Origin of the sequence: Planomicrobium sp. MB-3u-38, assembly GCF_002836425.1 — a bacterium.
In the GTDB taxonomy this organism is placed as follows: domain Bacteria; phylum Bacillota; class Bacilli; order Bacillales_A; family Planococcaceae; genus Planococcus; species Planococcus okeanokoites.
The window spans coordinates 1-21352 of sequence record NZ_PJBO01000037.1 but is presented as its reverse complement, the minus strand read 5'-3'; the positions used below and the strand labels follow the sequence as shown (position 1 = coordinate 21352).

Annotated in this window: 16 protein-coding genes; 6 read left to right on the top strand and 10 right to left on the bottom strand. The window is 39.5% G+C overall.

What is annotated here, in order from left to right:
• Positions 1-82 precede the first annotated feature (82 nt).
• Entirely contained in the window at positions 83-634 is a 552-nt protein-coding gene (locus tag CXF70_RS08145; protein ID WP_101802224.1) for a glycerol-3-phosphate responsive antiterminator, read from the bottom strand.
• 367 nt (positions 635-1001) lie between these two features.
• Between CXF70_RS08145 and CXF70_RS08140 the strand changes: the two genes are divergently transcribed.
• From CXF70_RS08140 to CXF70_RS08125, 4 genes are read left to right on the top strand one after another with little or no spacing between them, the layout of a single operon-like run.
• Positions 1002-1607: a TetR/AcrR family transcriptional regulator gene (locus CXF70_RS08140; protein ID WP_158241169.1), complete on the top strand. Its 606-nt coding sequence runs from the start codon at positions 1002-1004 to the stop codon at positions 1605-1607.
• Positions 1608-1630: 23 nt separating this feature from the next.
• The gene (locus tag CXF70_RS08135) at positions 1631-2956 is read left to right on the top strand and encodes a cytosine permease (protein ID WP_101802222.1); all 1326 of its coding nucleotides are present in this window, start codon (positions 1631-1633) and stop codon (positions 2954-2956) included.
• Between the two features lie 14 nt (positions 2957-2970).
• Positions 2971-4065 carry an S-methyl thiohydantoin desulfurase family protein gene (locus CXF70_RS08130; RefSeq protein WP_101802221.1) on the top strand — a complete coding sequence of 365 codons (1095 nt, stop codon included), beginning with the start codon at positions 2971-2973 and terminating at the stop codon, positions 4063-4065.
• Between the two features lies 1 nt (position 4066).
• A complete protein-coding gene (locus CXF70_RS08125) occupies positions 4067-5656 on the top strand; it encodes a hydantoinase/oxoprolinase family protein (protein ID WP_101802220.1) in 1590 nt (529 codons plus the stop codon).
• Between the two features lie 93 nt (positions 5657-5749).
• On the opposite strand, the gene CXF70_RS08120 is transcribed toward CXF70_RS08125, so the two are convergent.
• The 5 genes from CXF70_RS08120 to CXF70_RS08100 form a co-directional block, all read right to left on the bottom strand.
• Positions 5750-6127: a hypothetical protein gene (locus CXF70_RS08120; protein ID WP_101802219.1), complete on the bottom strand. Its 378-nt coding sequence runs from the start codon at positions 6125-6127 to the stop codon at positions 5750-5752.
• Positions 6128-6170: 43 nt separating this feature from the next.
• A complete protein-coding gene (locus tag CXF70_RS08115) occupies positions 6171-7217 on the bottom strand; it encodes a 5-methylcytosine restriction system specificity protein McrC (RefSeq protein ID WP_101802218.1) in 1047 nt (348 codons plus the stop codon).
• Positions 7204-9309, bottom strand: a complete 2106-nt coding sequence (locus tag CXF70_RS18355) for an AAA family ATPase (RefSeq protein ID WP_199172808.1) — start codon at positions 9307-9309, stop codon at positions 7204-7206. Before CXF70_RS18355 ends, CXF70_RS08115 begins: the two co-directional genes overlap by 14 nt.
• A gap of 158 nt (positions 9310-9467) precedes the next feature.
• Entirely contained in the window at positions 9468-11885 is a 2418-nt protein-coding gene (locus tag CXF70_RS08105) for a DEAD/DEAH box helicase family protein (protein ID WP_101802217.1), read from the bottom strand.
• Positions 11878-12204 (bottom strand): nucleoside triphosphate pyrophosphohydrolase, encoded by a 327-nt coding sequence (locus CXF70_RS08100; RefSeq protein ID WP_101802216.1) that lies wholly within the window; start codon positions 12202-12204, stop codon positions 11878-11880. The genes CXF70_RS08105 and CXF70_RS08100 overlap by 8 nt, the downstream gene beginning before the upstream one ends.
• A gap of 149 nt (positions 12205-12353) precedes the next feature.
• Between CXF70_RS08100 and CXF70_RS08095 the strand changes: the two genes are divergently transcribed.
• Together CXF70_RS08095 and CXF70_RS08090 are read left to right on the top strand one after the other, a co-directional pair.
• Positions 12354-12779, top strand: a complete 426-nt coding sequence (locus CXF70_RS08095) for a very short patch repair endonuclease (protein ID WP_101802215.1) — start codon at positions 12354-12356, stop codon at positions 12777-12779.
• A 170-nt stretch (positions 12780-12949) separates the two neighbouring features.
• Positions 12950-14188 carry a DNA cytosine methyltransferase gene (locus CXF70_RS08090; RefSeq protein WP_101802214.1) on the top strand — a complete coding sequence of 413 codons (1239 nt, stop codon included), beginning with the start codon at positions 12950-12952 and terminating at the stop codon, positions 14186-14188.
• A gap of 29 nt (positions 14189-14217) precedes the next feature.
• On the opposite strand, the gene CXF70_RS08085 is transcribed toward CXF70_RS08090, so the two are convergent.
• The 4 genes from CXF70_RS08085 to drmE form a co-directional block, all read right to left on the bottom strand.
• A complete protein-coding gene (locus CXF70_RS08085) occupies positions 14218-14883 on the bottom strand; it encodes a phospholipase D-like domain-containing protein (protein ID WP_101802213.1) in 666 nt (221 codons plus the stop codon).
• 1 nt (position 14884) lies between these two features.
• On the bottom strand, positions 14885-16639 hold the full coding sequence (gene drmB, locus CXF70_RS08080; RefSeq protein ID WP_101802212.1) for a DrmB family protein: 1755 nt from the start codon (positions 16637-16639) through the stop codon (positions 14885-14887).
• Positions 16636-19965: a DISARM system helicase DrmA gene (gene drmA / locus CXF70_RS08075; RefSeq protein ID WP_101802211.1), complete on the bottom strand. Its 3330-nt coding sequence runs from the start codon at positions 19963-19965 to the stop codon at positions 16636-16638. Before drmA ends, drmB begins: the two co-directional genes overlap by 4 nt.
• The coding region (drmE, locus tag CXF70_RS18140) for a DISARM system-associated protein DrmE (RefSeq protein WP_233208577.1) at positions 19962-21352 on the bottom strand (1391 nt) is incomplete at its 5' end. The genes drmE and drmA, both read right to left, overlap by 4 nt.

Below are 21352 nucleotides of genomic sequence, written 5' to 3'. Positions count from 1 at the left end.
GTGCGGGTCTCTTCTTCTCTTGCACAGCGCTTAACTTGTCACTCTAAATTTATCAGCTTTTAAAAACGCGGTCAATAGATTGCTACCGCTGCAAATCCCACAGATCGGAATCCGACGTCGATACGGCAAGAGCCCCTCCGCTATAGGCGAGCTCCACGTCTTCCGGCGTGCGGATCAGCCCGCCGGCGATGATCGGAATACCGGTCTTCTGATGCACTTCCTCGATCACCGACGGAATGATGCCCGGCAGCAGCTCGATATAATCCGGTTTGTTCTGGCCGATCAGCTTGATATTATGCTCCAGCGCCTGGCTGTCCAGCAAAAACAAGCGCTGAATCGTCAGCAGGTTGTTCTTCTTCGCCAGCGTGATCACATTGCCGCGCGTCGAAATGATGCCGTCCGGCTTGATCTCCCTGACCAGAAACTCAAAGCCGTAAGCATCCGTCTTCAGTCCCTGGATCAAGTCGGCATGCAAAATGACTTTCTTCCCCGCCTTTTTCGCCGTCCGCACCAGCACCTGCAGCTGCGCCAGCCGCACCTCCAGAAAAATAATATACGGATGATGGCTCTCCAGCAACCGCTCAAAATCCTTCATATTCCGCAACACGGGCAAGACGCCCTGCAACTCCGGCATTCCGTTTTCCTCCTCAGATGTTCTGCGCTCTCAACTCAATCGTTTCTAAGTTTGATGATGCTACTATTTGATGGATTAATCAAGGGGGAAGTGTTTGGGGATTGAAAGAGAAAACTTTATTCAGAATGATAATTACGAATTTCTAAAAATTACATTTAATCAATATGAAGAAGAAACAGCTTAAGCTATAAAATTATTAGCTGATTTTTAAAAATAAATATTTTTCTCCAGCCCCCGGCCTTTCTGGAATGGAATCGCTTTCAATTAGTCAGTTTATTTTAACAATTCATTTTTTTCTAAAAAAAGTCTTGCAATACTGAAAATTCAACCATATAATTTCACCTAATACTTGTTAGGTGGTGAAGACGTGAAAAAGCAAGAAATCTTAACAGCAGCGATTCTTCAATATTCAAAGTATGGCTACCAGGGAGCGACGATGAAAAGAATTGCCGATGAGGTCGGCATTAAACCGGCATCCATCTACTTTTTTTTCGAGAATAAAGAAACTCTCTTTATCGCGGCATTCCAGGAAATTTTGGAGAATCACCATAACGCCATGGAAAAAGTTCTGGAAAATCATATTCATGAGCCAGTGAATCGTATTTTTTCAGCGATGCTCCGAGGAATTGTCGGTCATCACACGTTCCACCAAGCAGAAACTTCTGCTTATATCTCTTTAGTCACTGCGCCGATTCCCAGTATAAAAACCCACATCCAAAAATATATGCTGGATTTCGATAATTGGATGCTGCAATCGCTGGAAAGCGCATTGTTGAAAACATATCCCTCTATCCAAACGATTGAAATGGACAGCATCATTAAACAATTTGTACTTCTTGCCAACGGTGTCTTCTGGGGAATAAACATATACGATTCCGATTATTTGGAGGAACAGGTTCAAGCGGCGGATGAAATCATCCAGTCGATGTTCCTTCAATTGAATCGGAATTATGGTCATCCCCAGTTAAAATAAAAAACATTTGAGGAGGAAATGAAATGGAAAACAGATTCGCGAAAAATTTAGTTCAGGATTTCGAACGTGAACCCGTCCCTCAGGAAAAACGGAAAGGATGGCTGAAACTTTCAGTTGTCTGGATGGGAGCAGTCATTGCATTATCAGCTACAGTTCTTGGCGGCTCGCTGGGCACCGGCTTATCAATGACTGGTGCGGTAATTGCAACACTGATCGGCTGTTTTCTATTGGCTGTTGTCAGCGCCCTCTGTTCTGTCGTCGGCGCACAGACCGGATTGTCCACTTCATTTGTATCCAGATTTTCACTTGGCAAGTACGGTTCCTACGCTGTGTCGGCAATTATAGCCATTGCTTTATTCGGCTGGTTCGGTGTTCAAGTGGATTTGTTCGGCGCCAGCCTCCACACTGTCCTGCTCAATGTTTTCAATATTGATATCCACCCTAAAATCCTGGTTGTGATAGGCGGAATCCTGATGACCACTACAGCGTTTTTCGGTTATAAGGCCATTGAGAAATTCAGCCTTCTTGCAGTCCCGCTTCTTGGCATCCTTTTGGTCGCTTCATTGATCCGTGTGATGAGCAACCAGTCATTAAGTGAAGTTCTTAGTGTCCCAGCTGCAGGAGACCCCCTGACGATCGGCCTTTCCGTATCATTGATCATCGGCTCTTTGGCGGTCGGCGCCATCATCGGCCCTGATATTTCCCGGTATGCCAAGTCGACCAAAGATGCTGTCATCTCTTCTTTTGTCGGATTCTTCGCCGGCTTCAGCGCCGTCCTGTTGATTGCCGCTGTATTGGCGAAAGCCACTGCACAGACTGACATTGTGTCTATTCTGCTTGGACTCGGCTGGGGAACAGGTGCCATGCTGATCCTGATTTTGGCCCAATGGACTACGAACGACAACAATCTTTATTCTTCTGCACTCGGCTTTTCGGTAATCTTCAAGAATACACCTAAATACGTTTTAACCATTGCAGCCGGTATTATCGGTACAACTATGGCGGTGGGAGGAATCTACACGCATTTCATCCCATTCCTGATTTTCCTGAGTGCTTTAATACCACCGATTGGCGGCATCTATGTCGCTGATTACCTGATGAACCGCAAGAAATACACATTCAGCAATCTCGACGCCCAGCCTAATGTAAATTATGTCGGTGTCAGTATCTGGGTTATTGCTTCACTGGTCGCTTTTGCCACAACCCCCGCTCCTAACGGTTTCGGATTATTTACATTGACCGGCGCTTCCGGATTTGACGCCTTTCTAGTGGCATTCGCTGTGCAATTGGTTGCCAGCAAAGTACTGCAAAGCAGCAGACAAACTGATTTGGTCTTGACTAAAAACTAAAGGAGGAATTTCTCTTGAGACTACTTGGAAAAGAAGAAATCGAAAACATCGCCATTGGCGCAGCCTTACTCGGCACCGGAGGCGGCGGCGATCCATATATCGGCAAACTGATGGCGATTCAAGCCATTGAAGAACACGGCCCGATCCGGCTTCTCGATCCGGATGAAGTTCCGGATGACGCGCTGATCGTCCCATCCGCCATGATGGGTGCACCGACAGTCATGATTGAAAAAGTGCCGAACGGAGAAGAAGCCATCGCTGCATTCAAGTCGCTCGAAGAGTACCTCGGCAAAGAAATCTATGCCACTATGCCAATTGAAGCCGGCGGAATCAATTCGCTGCTGCCTCTTGCTTTAGCCGCAACCCTTGGTTTGCCGGTTGTCGATGCTGACGGCATGGGCCGCGCATTCCCGGAACTGCAGATGGTCACCTTCTATCTGGAAGGTGTTTCTGCAACTCCGATGGTTTTGTCTGATGAGAAAAAGAACAGTCTGCTGCTGAATACGATCGACAGCGTTTGGGCTGAACGGATCGCCCGCACTGCCACCATCGAAATGGGCGGTTCAGTGATGCTTGCCATCTATCCGATGGAAGGCCGTGTCGTGAAGCAATCAGCGATCAAAAACATCCTGACGCTTGAAGAAAAAATAGGAGCAGAAATCCGGACGGCAATGAAAGCGAACGAAAACCCTGTAGACCGTATTCTTGGTTTGACGGCTGGGCGTGTCCTGTTCCAAGGCAAGGTTACTGACATTAACCGCAAAACTCAGGATGGCTTCGCCAAGGGAACGGCAACCATAGAAGGATTGAATAATAATAAAGATGAAGAATGCAAACTGCATTTCCAGAATGAGCATCTGCTTGCTCAAGTCGACGGCCGGACGGTCTGTGTAACGCCTGATCTGATTACCGTACTCGATTCAGACACCGGAATGCCAATTACGACAGAAGGGCTTCGGTACGGATCCCGCTGCACAGTCATCGGTATGCCATGTGATCCGAAATGGCGCACTGAAAAAGGGATTGAAGTGACCGGTCCCCGCTACTTTGGCTATGATCTCGATTTTCAACCGCTCGAAGAATTGCTTTTAGTGAAGGAGGAAATTTAATATGGCGAGTTACCGCATAGGGATTGATGTTGGTGGAACCCATACCGATGCCGTACTGTTAGATGAAGCATATAACGTCATTTCAGAAGTGAAAGCTACAACAACCGAAGATGTCAGCTCCGGGATTTATCAAGCCCTGAAAAGAGTCGTCGCAGCCAGCGCTGTGCCGGTCGAACAGATTGACTATGCAATGCTCGGCACTACGCATTGCACCAATGCCATCGTCGAACGGAAACGTCTGAATAAAGTGGCGGCCATCCGCATCGGCGCCCCCGCCACTACTGCGATCAAGCCACTCGTTGGTGTGCCTGACGATCTGCGCTCTATCCTTGGGAAACATTTATATATCGTACGCGGAGGCAATGAATTCGATGGAAGTGAAATCGTGCCGCTCGACGAAGAACGGATTCGAGAAATTGCAGAAGAAGTAAAGGGACAGGTCGATTCGATCGCCATTACTTCCGTCTTCTCACCCGTTTCAACAGAACATGAAACAAGAGCTGGAGAAATCGTGAGAGAAGTGCTCGGCGATGAAGTCGCTGTTTCCTTATCAAGTGAAATCGGCAGTGTCGGTTTGCTCGAACGTGAAAATGCAACCATCCTCAACGCTGCAATCGTCGATGTGGCGACTTCCACTGCCAATGGATTCATCAAAGCGCTTGAGCAAGAAGGAATCCATGCCGATATTTTCTTTGGCCAAAACGACGGCACGTTGATGTCCGTTGAATATACAGTGAAGTACCCGATTCTCACAATTGCCTGCGGACCCACCAACAGTCTGCGCGGTGCAGCTTATCTGACTGACCACCCCGATGCACTCGTCGTCGATGTCGGCGGAACAACAACAGATGTCGGCGTACTGGTGGCATCGTTCCCCCGCCAGTCGTCTCTGGCAGTTGAAATCGGCGGCGTCCGGACGAACTTCCGGATGCCGGATATCGCTTCCATCGGATTGGGCGGCGGCACGATAGTTACATTGAATGGTGACGGCAGTTTCCAGATCGGACCGGAAAGCGTCGGCTATCGACTGATTGAGAAAGGCCTCGTCTTCGGCGGTGATACGCTCACGACCACTGATGTCGCTGTAGCTTTAGGCGTCGCTGAACTCGGTGACCCATCCCTGGTTGCACACCTTGATAAAGAAGTGCTGAAAAAAGTCTATGCAAAAATGGTCGACATGGCAGAAGAGACGATCGACAAGATGAAAACCAGTTCAGATCCAGTTCCCGTCATTCTGGTCGGTGGAGGGAGCATCCTGTTCCCAACCGAACTCAAAGGCGCATCCAAAGTCATCAAGCCTGAAAATTCAGGAGTCGCCAACGCCATCGGCTCTGCCATTTCCCAAGTCAGCGGTCAAATCGAGAAAATCTTCAAAACCGATGAACTCGGACGCGAAGAAACATTGGCATTGGCCAAGAAAATGGCTTTCGATGAAGCCATACAAGCCGGCGCCGATCCCGATGATTTGGTCATCGTCGATCTGGAGGAAGTTCCGCTCTCCTACCTCCCAGGCAATGCCACGAAAATTCGTGTCAAAGCTGCCGGCGGCTTGCTGAGTGAACGGAAATTGACTGGCGCAGTGAATTCATAAGATTGAATGTATAGAAAAAACCAGTTGATTTGTGGTCAGCTGGTTTTTTGTGTTCTCAAACTTTTTCTTCGTATCTAAAATTATTTTCCGGGATTACGCCTTTACCTGTTCCATCATTTTAGTGTATTCAAGAATCTCTTTATCTGTGAAGACGTTTGATGCCAATCTCTTCACCTTATCCCAGTATTCCGATTTAAACGGGGCATAATCCAGACCTTGTTCAGCGATAAACTCTTTTATACTTCCGCCAGTAAAGAAAACATGCGTTTTCGGATATTTAGCGTCCCAATAGATGTTTCCTCTGAGTCTTAACTCATTGTCAGTTCCTTTAACTCGGATAGTCAGTGTAACAGCACATCTTAGCCTCGGCTCTCCTCTATCGTGTCCCTGCCCTTTTCCAGTTATGATCATTCTTGATGCATATTGCTCGTTTTCGAATTGCATTTCTTTTTCTGTGATTTTGAATTCCATTTTTGTTCCCCCGATTTATTTCGTATCAACCGAACATATAAAACTAAGCAAAAAACTGATCAGCCTGTGCCAACAAACTTTCCTTAATGCCCACAAAATCCTCCTGCAAATCTAGAGTAGCCACAAAAATCTGTTTACCCTTAATATTGTAAACATGGTTAGGTTGATTTAACGCGGTTGTTTTCGCATAAAGCAACATACCCGCAACTGTTTCATCCGGACCCTTTTCCCAATTGTTTATGTAAGTAAATATTTGATAAAGATTGCCCGACTTCTGTTTTGCAGCTCCACCTTCAAACCTCGCTGCCATATTCTCTGAATAAAATTTCGCATCTACAATCAATGTTTTATTCTCTTTCTGGAGTATGAGATCTGTCTGCATAATCGGCAATGCATCTGCAAAGCCATCATCAACATTCCACTGAATTTGGGAACGGGACACTTTATAATTTGTTTCGCGTTTAAAAAATGCATATATGAACTTTTCATATAAGGATGACAATCTTTGTTCATCTTGAAGCTCTTTCATTATCTGAGATGCAGAACTTTCATCAAATAATAACTGCTCATATAGATATCTACATACATCCACAATAAACTGATAGCGAATATTTTGGCGGTTATATTCAACTTTCTTCCATAGATTCAAATCCAGCTCTACATCTGATACCTCTGTAAAATAAGGCAATAATCCGTAAAACGATTTACGCATTTTACGATTTATTTTATTTGAGCGCGCCAGGTAAAGGAGCGTTGCTTTAATGATTTGGTTCAACAAAATATCTTCAGAGAACTCATCATAAACTACTGCAACTTTCTTATTTACCAATGTATTTTTCTTTATCGTAGAATTAATATCAATTTTCCCTTTAATGACATTAGAAGTCTCTTCAACACTTATATAATCTTTACTTAATCCTCCACGAATCAAAACTGGTATGCCAATCGATAAAATTTCCGCGTAAAGCTCTTGGACGTTCTCAAAAACTTCTGTTCCGATTTCCTTATACTCGGAAAGATTCAACGTTTGATACGCATAAGAAAGCATATAGTAAATATTGCGAATTGGAATATTACTATTTCTCTCCATCGTAACAACCTCTTAGTCGTCCAGCCCAATCGTTCGCTTTCTGTTCATTATCAAACCAATACTCGAATAGCTGTGGAATAATTTCATATTCAATTACTTCGTCTAAGCGATTTACAGTATCCACTTTATAAGCATCGCCTACGAAATAGCTATGCCCAATTTGAAAACCTGTCCCCAGCTCTTCGGTTATCTGGTTGTTTAAGCTCTTAATCTCATCAACCACACGATTTAAAGCATCTGGATTATCTAATCCGTTTACATACGAATTGAATGTATCATTTTGGAAAGCCGGTTTAATTTCAAAGAACGAAAATCTTCTTCTAAGTGCATAGTCTAATAAAGCCAAGCTTCTATCTGCCGTATTCATCATCCCGATGATATATAAATTAGGCGGCACAGAAAACTTTTCATTAGAATAAAGAAGGTTAATTTGCTCGCCTCGCTTGTCAGCCTCGATAAGCATCATTAGTTCTCCAAATATCTTACTCATATTACCGCGATTGATTTCATCAATAATAAAGAAATAGGATCGTTCCGGATCACGTGCAGCTTTTCTGGCAAACTTTACAAACGGTCCCTGTTTCAGCTCAAATCCGTCTCCCTCAGCTTTTGGACGGAATCCTTCAATAAAATCCTCATAACTATAGCTTTGGTGGAACTGCACCATTTGAACACGCGTTTCATCTTTTTCTTCCATCATTGCATACGCTAAACGCTTGGCAATATATGTTTTACCTACTCCCGGTGCGCCTTTCAAAATAAGATTCTTCTTATTTTCAAGCAGGGAAATCAGCCGTCCAAGATCTTGCTTTTCGATAAAAACATCTGATAGAAAATCTTCCACTGTAAAAGGTTCGTTGTCTATAATTGTAGGCTTAGATTCAGCATATCGAATATAGTAGTCAATTGAACTCCCCGCTACGCCTTTATAACTCTGATATGTATCATCTGATATAACAACATCTTTCAACTGCTTCAGTTCCTCGATATCTGTTTCACCAAAAATTGAAGTATCGAAGTGCTGCTCTATATTCTTTAGCGCACTTATTTTTTGCGTAATCGTTTTATCATTCAAGCTGGCACCTGTATCAGTAACTTGATTGGATAACCAATTTCGGAATTCATTTACTTCAGCATCTTTCGGATCGATAAAATCTTCATTCATTACTTGATCAATTTCTTGAATAAGGTTTGGATAATTATTTAGACATGTTAATGTTTTCTGAGCAAAAGTCTGATGAATATCCCATTTTCCGACTTGTTGCCACTCCACTTTCCTTCTATGTTTATACTCTGTTGCTTTATCATCAAAGTAATAATCTCCCATAACAATTCCACGGGCTAAAATTCTTTTAATTCCTTCTTTCACGTATATAGTATCTCCCGTTTGAATTTCATGATAGAAATCCCAAACAGCTTTTGTATCATTTATAGGGCGTACCCCATCCGCCCTTTGTTCTGTCATTTTACGTTCAACAGCTTCCTTGGAATCATAGTTTTTCATATCCCCTAAATAATCCCAACCTAGTGCAATCATATTTCCTACAAGGAAGTTATCCCACAATCTAGAATTTTCCCCTGGAGAAACCACCCAATAATTAACGCTCTTATCAATTTCATCTTCCTGACCTATAATTTTCTTCTCTTTTTTCGGGTAAATGAAAGTTGGATTCTCGTCATAATACAAAAATATTAAATACGAACGCATTAATACGCCCCAATCGGGTATCCCACCTAAATTATCAGGTTTACTTCTAATGCCACGATTATATTCATCTTCTGCAATTTTATATCTAAATTGAACTCTTTTGGTCCCGTATTCTTCTGGATACCGTGGTGTACCTTTCCCGCTTACATATCTCTCAATATCCTCATCACTTTGTTCCGTCATCTCTTGATAAATATTCTTAAATTCCGAATAGGATTGATATTCAAAGAAATTTTCTTTATAGCCAACAGCTAATCCATATTTTTCTAAAAGGTGTCCAAGTTTTTCAAGATATGGAGCGTACCATATGCCTGTCTTTTCCCCTAAGTTTTCTGTAACCCAAGCATAGTATTTTTCTTTTTGAGTATTCAAAGAATTATTCATTATGTACCTCCAAAAAAGAATTTATTGCCTTATATTATAGCATTGTATTTTATTGAAAATGCATTTATTTCCATTTCTCTATTAAATCCACTTGGTAAATCTATTTCTTAAATAAGTCCAGACAAAAAAACAGCCTCTCGGCTGCTTTTTTTATTGCTTCAATTCAACGATTTCCTTTCAAAGTAATGGTGTAATCTATACTTTGCAATCTCTGAAGTCCATGAATATAAAATATCACTGCCTTCATTTCCAGAGTTTAAAATCAAATTCAATTTAAATATACCTTCCTTAAAACTCACTAATCCTTCTTTCGCACTCCCACCCCACTTAGTCATCGGCATACGGGCAATCAAATCACTGACAGCTTTTTCGTTATACTCTCTCAGTCTCTTGCCTTGAGCATCACTGAAGTCCGTTTTCAAACGATAGTCTTTTTCTGTCAGGTATTGATGGAAGTATGGTGCAGCTTCCTGTGGAGTAATCGGATCCAGCCAATTGTCTTCACCTTTAGAGAGCATATAACTGAGAACGACCATCTTATAACTCTTCGTCATTCCTGTTCTTTCCACTTCAATCAGCCAGTCTTTGTAATTCAGCCACACCTCTTGCTCCGCTTCATCCAATTCCCCTGCATATGCCAGCAGACCGAACCAGCTCTTGAACTCTTGCTTCACAATCCTCGAATCGGTATTGGCATACAAATGAAATTCCAGATAAGTTGGTCTTCTGCCGAATTCCCGCTTCAGCTCTCTGTAAGCCAGAACCACAGCTTCTTTTCGCGGAGCCCGCTTTTTGTTCAGTTCTTTCAACAGGTCGATTACCTGAATATCCAAATTGAATTCACAGGCAGCAGGAACAAGAGGTTCGATGAGGTTACTGGCACCGGCATTCCCTGCCTTATCAAATACCGATAGTTTCAGGTCGGCATTCCGATAATTCCCAATGAAGTCGATGATGACGCAATGTGATTTTCCATCCGCAATTCGCAGACCACGTCCGATTTGCTGTGTATAAACCGTCAGCGATTCAGTCGGCCGAATAAACAAGAGCGTATCGACCTTTGGAATGTCGACTCCTTCATTGAATAGATCCACAGTGAATATAACTTCAAGTTCACCCGTTTCCAACCGCACTCTTGCCGCTTTCCGCTGATCAGGCGGTGAACCGCCGTGCAACGCAATAGCACGAACTCCATTCTTCTTGTAAAACTCGCTCATAAAAATCGCTTGTCTGACAGATGAACAAAAAACAATCGTCCTCGTTTGCTTATGCTGTTTCCATGCTGCCAGAATCTTGCCGGCGAAATCTTCCTGCAATTGAACTTGCATTAGTTCTTCCTCATCGTACCGCGTTCCTAACCAGCGAATAGCCGAGTAGTCGGTATCATCATAGACGCCGTAATACTGAAAAGGCGAAAGCCAATTACGTTCGATGGCGTCCAGAAAGTGAATCGAAATTGCTACGTTGCCATCACATAACGCATAGACATCTTTATTGTCCATCCGGTCCGGCGTTGCTGTTATACCCAGCAGAAATTTCGGTTCGAAATGTTGCAAAAGCCGTTCGTAAGTCGGAGCTGCCGCATGATGAAATTCATCCACAACGATTAAATCGAAAGCATCCGGTTCGAAGCGGTCCAGGTGATATTGGCTGCCCAATGTATATATAGAAGCAAAGATAAAATCCGCATCTGTTTCTTTCTTCGAAGCGTTATAAAAAGCATTGGTTCTATCCGGATGCACATGCTGAAACGACTGCTTCGCCTGGAACAGAATTTCTTCCCGGTGCGCAACAAATAAAACCCGCTTGAATTTCTCTGCAAAAAAAGCGGCGAGATAAGTTTTTCCGAGTCCAGTAGCTAAAACGACCATTGCCCGGCTATATTCTTCATCCATAGCATTTTCCAGAGCTTCGAGCGCTTCCTGCTGAGCCGGTCTCGGAGATATATCTTTAGTATATATTGCAGGCGGCTCGCTTATCTCCTGCGGCTGCGCTGGACCTACCGTCATTTCAACTTCTTCAGCTTCAGACCAAACCGGACTGATCGGTCGCTTGATATTGGCGTTCTTATGTAATTCGGTATATTCAGCAAGAGTCTCATGATTCAGCGGAATTGTCTGTTCCCCATAGAAATAAGTATGAAACTGCTTTACAGCTTCTTCAAAAACTTCATTGTCTACTGAAGTAGGAGCGATCAAATTCCATTCCACTCCCCGTTTTAACGCGGAGGCGGAAAGATTTGAAGAACCTACGATCAAATGAGAATTTTCAGTTCCGCGAAACAGATACGATTTTGGATGAAATGAAACTCCTCCGCTTTTCCAGAGGCGCACTTCGGCCTCAGGCAATTGTTCAAGCAGCAGCTCCAATGCGCCAGGCTGAGTAACAAATAAATAATCCCCTACCAGCAGTTTAATCGGCACTTTCCGTTCTGCGGCTTTCTGTAGAAACGGAAGTATTAATTTGATACCTGATTTCATCGCAAAAGCCGTAATCCAATGTATTTCCTTTGCTTCTTTCGAAAGCTTCTCCAAATGTCCCAAAAGTTCAGAGGTGACTAATTCCAGCTTAGTCATCTTCAACCTCGACCAGAAAAATTCTTTTTTCGAATCCACCACGTTTTTCTGCTTTCGCGCGGCGGACCTCTTCAAGCTGTTCAATAGTAGCTCCATGTATTTTTACAGCGGCATGCATGAGTTCAAGAATATCCGCCAGCTCTTCCACGGCTTCTTCATTTGTGGTTGCCTCTTGATACTCTTCGAGTTCTTCATTCATTTTTTTCTTAACTTCGACCATGTACTCTTCTTTCGAAAGAATTCGGGTAGAGAATTGTTTGTTGGTTTTCTCGATTACTTGAGGGATATTGTCTCGGACGAGTTTGTTGTAAATTGGCATTTTCTTCTCCTCCACCTTTAATCAATAAGATAGAATTACTTTATGAACTCTTCTAACGTTATATTATAGCTTAACTAGTTTCCTTTCATATCCTTCATGAATAATTTTTTTAAAACACGGGTATCCCCATAGTATGTGGGGTGATACTATTGGGAGAAAAAATTACTAAAGAACAAAGATCAAAAAATATGAGTGCCATTCGTTCTATTTCTAAACTAGAAGACAAGATTTCCAAAGCTCTCTGGAATCGAGGACTTCGCCTTAGAAGAAATGTAGTGTCACTATACGGAAAACCTGATTTTGCTCTAAAAAAGTATAAAGTCGTAATTTTCATTGATTCCTGCTTTTGGCATTCTTGTCCTGAACACGGAAATAAACCTAAAAACAACTCGGAGTTTTGGGAAAAAAAACTTAATCGTAACGTTGAAAGAGATAAGGAAGTCACGGATTACTACATCAATCACGGATGGAATATTTTAAGAGTTTGGGAACATGAATTCAAATTTAACTTCGAAGATGCTATAACAAAAATAGAAAAGTTTTTAAGAAATTTGCGTAATAAAGAAAAAGCGTAAATACCTCAGTATTCAAAATAAAATCTCACCAAAATTTTCATAAGCATTTAATGTTTTAAAATAAATTTCGGTAATAATGCTTCATAAAAAATAAACCTCCTTAAGTTTCTTCATTAATGTATTTTATGAAAAACTCCTGGTATAATCATGTAGAGGAGTTGGACTATGTAATGAATGTTATCGATTTATTTGCTGGCGCTGGTGGTTTGTCTGAAGGATTTCGACAAGCTGGTTATAATATTATTTCTCATATTGAAATGGATAAAAGCGCTTGTAATACTCTCAGAACCAGAGAGGTTTATTATCATTTAAGAAAAACTGGAAATCTACAACCTTATGAAGATTACTTAATGAAAAGAATTTCCAGAGAGCAACTTTACAGTATAATTCCTGCAAATATATTTGATAAAGTTATTGAGACTGAAATAGGAGATGAAACTTTCCCGAAAATTACCTCTAAAATCGATGAACAATTAGCTTCTCAAGGAGAAAGTGAGATTGATATAGTAATTGGCGGTCCTCCTTGCCAAGCATTTTCTACCGCTGGAATCTCAAGAGATCCTAACCGCATGAGAAATGACCCGCGTAATTTTTTATACAAACAATACATCAGATTTATTATACGCTACATACCAAAGATGTTTATTTTTGAAAACGTAAAGGGAATTATAAAAGCTCAGCAAGGTAGTATATTAGAAGGCTTACGTCAAGAGTTACGTGAAGCAGGATATAAGATTGAATATCGAGTTCTTAATGCAAGAGACTTTAATGTATCTCAAAACAGACAAAGGGTTGTTTTAATTGGTTGGCGAGAAGAATTTAACTTGTCTTACCCTGACTTCGAGCATATCTCTAATGGAGTATCTATCCGCGATTTATTTAATGACCTTCCGCATTTAAATAGCGGCCAATCTATCGATGGAAAAAGAAGCTACAGAAGAAATGCCAGAATCGCCAATCCATTCATTAGAGAACGAGGATGGAATATATTAACCCAACACATTTCTAGACCACATAATGAGAATGATTTACTCATTTACAGATTAGTTGTCGGAAATTGGGACCAACGACAATACTTATTAAAATACAATGAATTGCCCGAAGAAAATCAAACACATAATAATCGCAAAATATTCTTGGATAGGTATAAACTAGTTCCCTATGATGGTATTTCTCACACTGTAGTAGCCCATATTTCAAAAGATGGGCATTATTATATACACCCCGACATTCAACAAAATCGATCAATTACTGTTAGAGAAGCCGCCAGAATCCAATCATTTCCAGATGATTTTTACTTTGAAGATTCGCGTACAGCAGCCTTCCGGCAAATCGGAAATGCCGTTCCCCCTCTTATGGCATTTCACATTGCACGACAATTAAAACCTATATTAGAGGAGTTAAATTAAAAGACAGGCTTAATAGCCTGTCTTTTAATTTAATAAACTCTATAGAAATATTCTTTTGCTATAAGCTCATTAAAAATTTCTTTAAATTCTTCAATGGCTTTACCAGTTATAACGGCTCCAATTTCCAAATTATTAACTATACCATTGTAAGAAAGATTTGATGAAGAAATAAAGGCAGTTTCATCGTCAAGAATAATTATTTTTGCATGCATACTTGAAAACTCTTTTGAACTCTTATATTTATAAAGCTCGAAGTTTGGGGTAGATATCGCTTCTTGAAATTTTGTAGGATCTACATTCTTGTCGATAAAGAATTTTACTTTAATCCCCATTCTGCTTTTTTCAATTAACAAATTTATAATTTCAGTGGCAAATTCAGATACTGAATAACCCGTAATTAAGATAGTCCGATTTGCATTCTCAATAGATTCTCTTAAGACCCCTATTGTTCTCCGTTGATTCAGCACTTCAGGAGGCGCGGTAACGACCACTTCCATTTGCACCTTTTGCACCGTTTCCAATTCGTGTTGAATTTCCATCAAAGCAAAAAAGCGTTTTAAATCTTCATCTTTTACACTAGGAAAAACTTTCTTTAAATTTTGTAATAACTGATTTTTATTGTAGAGCCTTTTATTTTCAAACTGTAAACCTAACTCCTCAGCAAGTACATATAATCGAGATGTTTCTAAATTCATATTATACTAATCCTTTAAAGAAAGGAGTTACTTCGCTTTCCATTGTGTCGATCAAAAATGAACGACTTAATAATATATTCCCTGTTTCACAGGCCGTCTCTGGAAGCATCGTACAGGCAAAGCAGGATGCTCCGTTCAAATAATTTTTTTCTGAGGGCTCTTGACCTGAACATGAAGGATCATTTGAGCAAAACTTTGCTTCATCCAAAGCATTGACTAAAATTTTTCGGAATCGGGATATTTCGCCCATCTCCACTAAGCCTCCCAACGATCCCTCTTGATCGGTATTTCCTGTATAAAGCAGAATACCTGTCATCTTTTCACTATAATAAATGCGCTCTTTAATAGCTGTAGAGGAATAGCCGGACTCAAGACTTAGTTGCTTAATTAAGAGATGTGACAGCGTATGTAGCAAGACATAAATTACATCTTTTTCGCTTTGATGATCCCATCCACGACTTTGCAAATATTTTTGGTATAAAGACTTGTATTTTGTAGAACTATTAAGTACTTTTTCGTTTTTTTTGATCCAAGATTCAACCGTGTCTCTGTTCAACTCGAAAAAGATTCCTTCACCAAAAATTTCAACTGCAGGTAACCAATCTATATTGGAATTTCCTAATCTTACGATATCTTTTACCTCTTTTACTTCAGGCTCCGGACTGTCAATCCTTGTAAATCCAAGTAATACAAGAACTTCTTTAAGTCTCTGAGCTTTCACTATTCGTGAGAAAAAGTGTTGGAGATCACGAGGAACTGGCTCGACTTCCGCCTTAAAATCTCCCCCTTTTTCCTCGTGATCCTTGAAATTTGTAAAAGCTTCATATTCGATTTCTTTAATTTGTTCATATCTCCCTGTCTCTTCTTCAGCAACTGATTGGTTCTTCTCGTACAACTTCAATTCTACTTGAAATTCTTCATATGTCGAAAAAATGTCAAGCTGTTTTAATTTTTTATGGAATAACCTCTTAATACCTTCTTCTCCAAGTATTTCTTCAAATTCTTTTATTTTCTCGATATTCTCTAAAATTGTCTTTTGTTTATCACTTTCCTTCTCTGGAATTGATATAGCACTTCTTAGTACAGGAAAATATACATTTGAGGCTCCCCTTTGCAATGGAACAATCTCCTGACTTGCACAATTTTCCTTCTTAAGTCTATGTGGATGATTCCCTGTACATTTAAGGTCTTTAAAAGAGCCTTTCTGGGTTGCTCCACCCATATTATTACTGGCTCCACATTTAGAACATGATACCTTCATAGAAGAGAGTCCGGAATTTTGTCCAGAACTGGTTAATTTTAACTTACCATCACAGTCATGATTTCCTTTATTTTTATGAGCCCACCATTGCCAAGGAAAATCATCCAGATGATTTCCCTCTGCACATGAAACGATAAACCTTGCAGGATAGGCTTTTTTTCCACAACTTGGACAGATAGGACCGTTTTGCAAATATTTACCTATAGTAAATTTTTTTCTGATATCAAATATTTCTCTACAATTTAAATCTGAACAAATATGAGAATACGGGAAAGGGATCGATGGTAAATCCATCTTTCCTTTTACAGGGATTTTTTTGAAATAATTTTTCTTTAAAAACCCTGCCAATCTTTTATCATGTATGGTTTCTAAATTTTGATCCCAATAATTGATGTCCATAATCATTAGCGAATCATTGACAGCATCCATAATTGCCCCAGGACCGTAGGTAGTAATTAATTGTCCCGGCCGAACTTCCCCTACCTCATTTTTCATTTTTTCTCCCAACCTTCATAAATAAATATTTTCGATGTGCTTTCAATCTGTCTCATAGAGTCTAGTGTATCGTACTCGTTGTTATTTTTTGGTTTTAAATCATTGAATCGGGATAGCAGCCTATAATACTCTTCAGGTACTTTGTTATTCTTCGGAAAAACATAATATTGCAATGCCGGATAGTCTGTACTTAACAATCTCCACTTATCTACAAAGTTCTTTAGATCTTTCATAGTATCTTTTTTATTCTTTACATCTGAAACAGTGACTCTCTTTTCAACAGCTTCATATAACTCCTTCGTATTAGCACTATTTATCATTGAAGCTTTTTTATTTGAAGCTGCATCTTTATTACTCAAACGTATAATACTTACCGCTAAAGCATGTAACGCCCGATCTCTCGCCCTTGCCGCATATGGTGTGGCAGTAGTACCCTCTACATAATTATAGAGCCTACTATGATATCCTTTGAAATTCTCATAGTGTGATAAATCTCTCGCTCTGTATGGATTATATATGGTCACTACTAATCCCGGTTTACTCCGGCCGATCCGGCTTGAAGCCTGAATATATTCTGATGTTTGCTTTGGTTGCCCTGTGACTACCATCATTCCCAGTCGGTCTACATCCATACCTACTGATATCATGTTAGTAGCTAAAGCGACATCAATCTCCTTATTTCCTATTTGCTTCTCCAATAGCTCCAGCACTTTAGGAATCCGGTAAGAAGGAATTCGGGATGTTAATTCTTCTGTATTATCAAGGTATCTGGCCTTAGTATATCCATATCTATTCTTTAAAAATTGTATTCTTTTCTTTATATCATCATCCAATAACCTGACGGTACCACCCAGTTCTCTTACACTATTGAAATATCCAATTAAGGTTCTATATGGATCTACAAAGTCTTTATACTTTGAATACTCCGACGAAGTATTCAGCGTTTCTGTTACTTGAAGTAAAACTGCATATACTCTCAGTAAAACGGTCTTCATAGAATGACCACTTACACAAATACCTGTATAAAGTCTGAAAGGAAATTCATTTACATTTACTTCCCTTCCATAAAATGAGTCTTCAATACTTAAACCCGGAGGCGGAAACTGACTCACAGATTCTCTACCAAACACTTTCTGAACTTGTTCTTCAGCATTTTTAATTGTTGCAGTTGCAGCAATGTATTTCGGTTTAATTTTCTCACCATTTATATACGCACTTGACAGCTCTTCTATTGCTGTTTCATATAATCCATAAATAGTTCCCAAGGGACCTGTAATCAAATGAAGTTCATCCTGAATAATAAGTTCAGGCGGATAAAAGGGTTTCACCTTCTTAACCTTAGCGGATGGTTTACGGTGAAATTCTGCATGGTCCTCTCCCTCTGCAATATATCCGCAACGTTCACAATAGCGATCAACCTTACCGAAGATAGAACCTGTTTTTTCATCCCAAGCTATTCTGGCGAACTTATCAACTGTAGAAATTATAATAGTGGGTGCTTTTTTGTAAATTTCTTCATCTATTAAATATATTGGCATGTGATTTTCATAATAATAACAAGAACTGTTGCGACACTTTATCTCTACACCTGTTTTTTCAGTATTATATTGTTCATTTGGCAAAAATTTATATGAAGGATCTTTAGTACCACAACATGGACATTCTATTACTTGTTTCCTGATCTTGTTATATTCATTCTCAACTTGACTTGCTGTTTTGTAAGGAGCTTCTTTTAAATCACTGAACTTATTTGCAGTAACTTGTCCTCCAACCCAAAATCCAATAGAGATCTCTTTTTCACCCAGCCCGTTGGGGTTTGTGGCTCTAATATACTCTGCTGCGGCAATCAGTCTCATCAAGCGGTCTCTCTGTTGCGTTGTAAGCAGACGAAGGGTATACCTTAAAATTACAGTGACGCCCCCGTCCTTTTCATATGAATTTTTACTATCGTTTGTTAATCTTCTATAAGCCAACAGAAAAGCTATTATGCCTAGATATGCCTCCGTTTTCCCCCCACCGGTAGGAAACCATAATAAATCTACTAATTCTCTGTCAGGAGATTCTTTATCAACGACTCCTTCTATATTCAACAAAATAAAAGCCAATTGGAACGGACGCCAATTAAAATTTTCCTTTCTCAGTTCATCTACTAATGTCGTATTTTGATTATTCTTCGCATAGTTTTTCATACTGATTTGGGTATGCATAACTTCGTTCATAAATTTAAAAGCTTTATACGCTTTGGGATTGTTTTCAAGAATTCTTATGCCCGATCTGATTCTTTTTAATGTTGAGTAACAGTTGTCGAGTATATTTTGAGCAGAGTTATGATCTTCAACTTTATTTATAGGCAATCTCTTTATCCAATTTTCATATCTTTCAGCCAAATCATAAAGACTGGTAATAAGTACTTTTGAATCTTCTTCTTTTGCCATACTTCTGATAGAAAAGTTTGCTTCTAAGAATACCCCACTTTCAAGGTCATCAGGAAGTTCTGTGCTCATACTTTCAATTTCATGAGAAGGAATGAAAGCCGTTTTTAGGCGGGAAGCACCTTTGGAATCAAAGTTTTCCCATTCCACTGCACATCCGTATCCTTTAGCAAATACCGGTTTATTCCTGTACAAAAACTCTTGGAAGTCGTCTTGTTTTAGTCTGGCACTATTTTCACTTAGAAAAATCTTTGTATCATTTACTCCGGATACTTCCATACTGCTTTGAAAAATTGATTTTTGATTGGTTTTATCTACATTTTGATTTACTAGAAACAATGAAACAATATAATTGGAAGTGTCTTTGATTTTTCTTTTATCAAGCACGAAGTAAATGTTACGTAAATGATCTTTTGTGTTCTCATCTATTAATTCCAACTTTTTTCTTGAATTCCTCAAATCAACCTCCATACTATGAGTGATGATTACCCTTTCCCACGATTGGCTCTTCTTTCCTGTCTTTTCGTCTTTGACAACTACTTTTTTGTATTCTCCCCACTTTATTTTAACGTTCACTTTCTCTGTAGTTTCAGCTACAAAAAACCTCATGCCAAGTGATGATTGTTTTTGCTGTGTAATTTTTATTGCATTAGGATTTTCCTCTGAAGTTTCGTCATCAACACTGCTTTTACTATCCCCTTCTCCTGAATAAATATCCTCCAATAGCTCTTCTTCTTCCACTTCTGCTTCCAAGGGATAGAGAATGCCGGTAATATAGGCCTGTGTAGGTGTTTCTACCAGAATATCTTCTTCTATATAATCCGGTCCTATCAAATCTCTTTTCAATTCTTTTAATATAATGCTTCTCACTTCTGAATACATTTCTCGACTCACTCAATTTCCTCCTTTTGATTAAAGATTTCCCCAATTTCTGTAGGCTTAACGCTGTACTCCTCTATTGAAATGTGCTTTACCTTCTTGATGTGCACAGCAGATTGAACTTCTTCAATAGTAAGCTGGTATTTATTTAAAAAGGCATTATCGTTTGAGTTAATCTTTTTCTCAGTGTAGTAAATAATTTTATTCAATAGTCTTGCTGCCACTCTGGCTTCGGTCCTAATATATCGCATTGAATTAAAATAGTATTCCTGATTTTTGATGAATTCAGTAATATTTAAAGAAAGCCCCAATATTATAATGTCTTCCTGATCTCTCGGACCATAACTATAACCCGTTCTCCAATTCCCCAAAATTCCTTTACTAGTTTTGTTCCATCCATTTAACTTCATTAAAGTAAATAATTCGTTATCGTCAAGTTTCAGATATACAAATTTATCTTCATACAATTCACGCCATTTTTTTACTACTTCATAATGCTTTTTACTGGTGTTTCCTGAGTTGACATTTTTGATGAATATATTATAAAGATCTTGCCTTACATCTCCGTCAATTAATATTAGATCATCTCCTTCTTCCAAATCTGCCATCACTTTGGTTTCTGCTTTACTTCTACCTTCTTTTCTGACGTTTACGTTATCAGTCAATTTCAAGAAAGTGCAAAATTCGTCCTCGAATACTACCAGTTTTGCTGTTACTGCATTGTTTCCTTTATAAGGTTTTTTTAATCTGTGACTGTAACTGTTAGGTAAACTGAGAATACTGTTTGAAACGTCAGTAATACTTAAAGATGCCATAGCTCCTCTGTCACTATCTGCAGAGCGAAACTTGCTATAAAGCTTTGTGTAAATATTTTCTTCCTCGCTACTCACCCCCGTGTCAATTAACCTGTTTTTCACTTCCCGTAAAGTGTTTAAAGTTTTCTTAATCTCTCTCAATTCTATTTCGTATAATATTATGTCCACTTTTTTATACATTCTTTTTTCAAGAATATTGAAATCTTTAATATTGATTAAAGAAGTGAGCAATACTTCATCATAATTATTCTCATTCATTAAAAGTGCATTTTGATAGCTGGCTACTTCAATATTTATATTTTTTAATTCTGAAATATCTACATTAAATTTCATTGCTAATTTTTCGCGGAGTCCTATTGTCTCAATCTTTCCATCAATTAAAATTAGCATACTACTTTCTCTTTTTAAGCCTTTTTCAATCCACTTTTCTATTTCCAAATACTTTGGTGATTCCCGATCTAAATTATATTTATTATATATATCTTCGATTATTTCTATTAGATTTTCAAAGTCAGTATTCTCAAACCTATGCTCACTTTCTATCAACTCTTTAAGCATATCCTTGACGGTTTCTTGATTGTAATCAA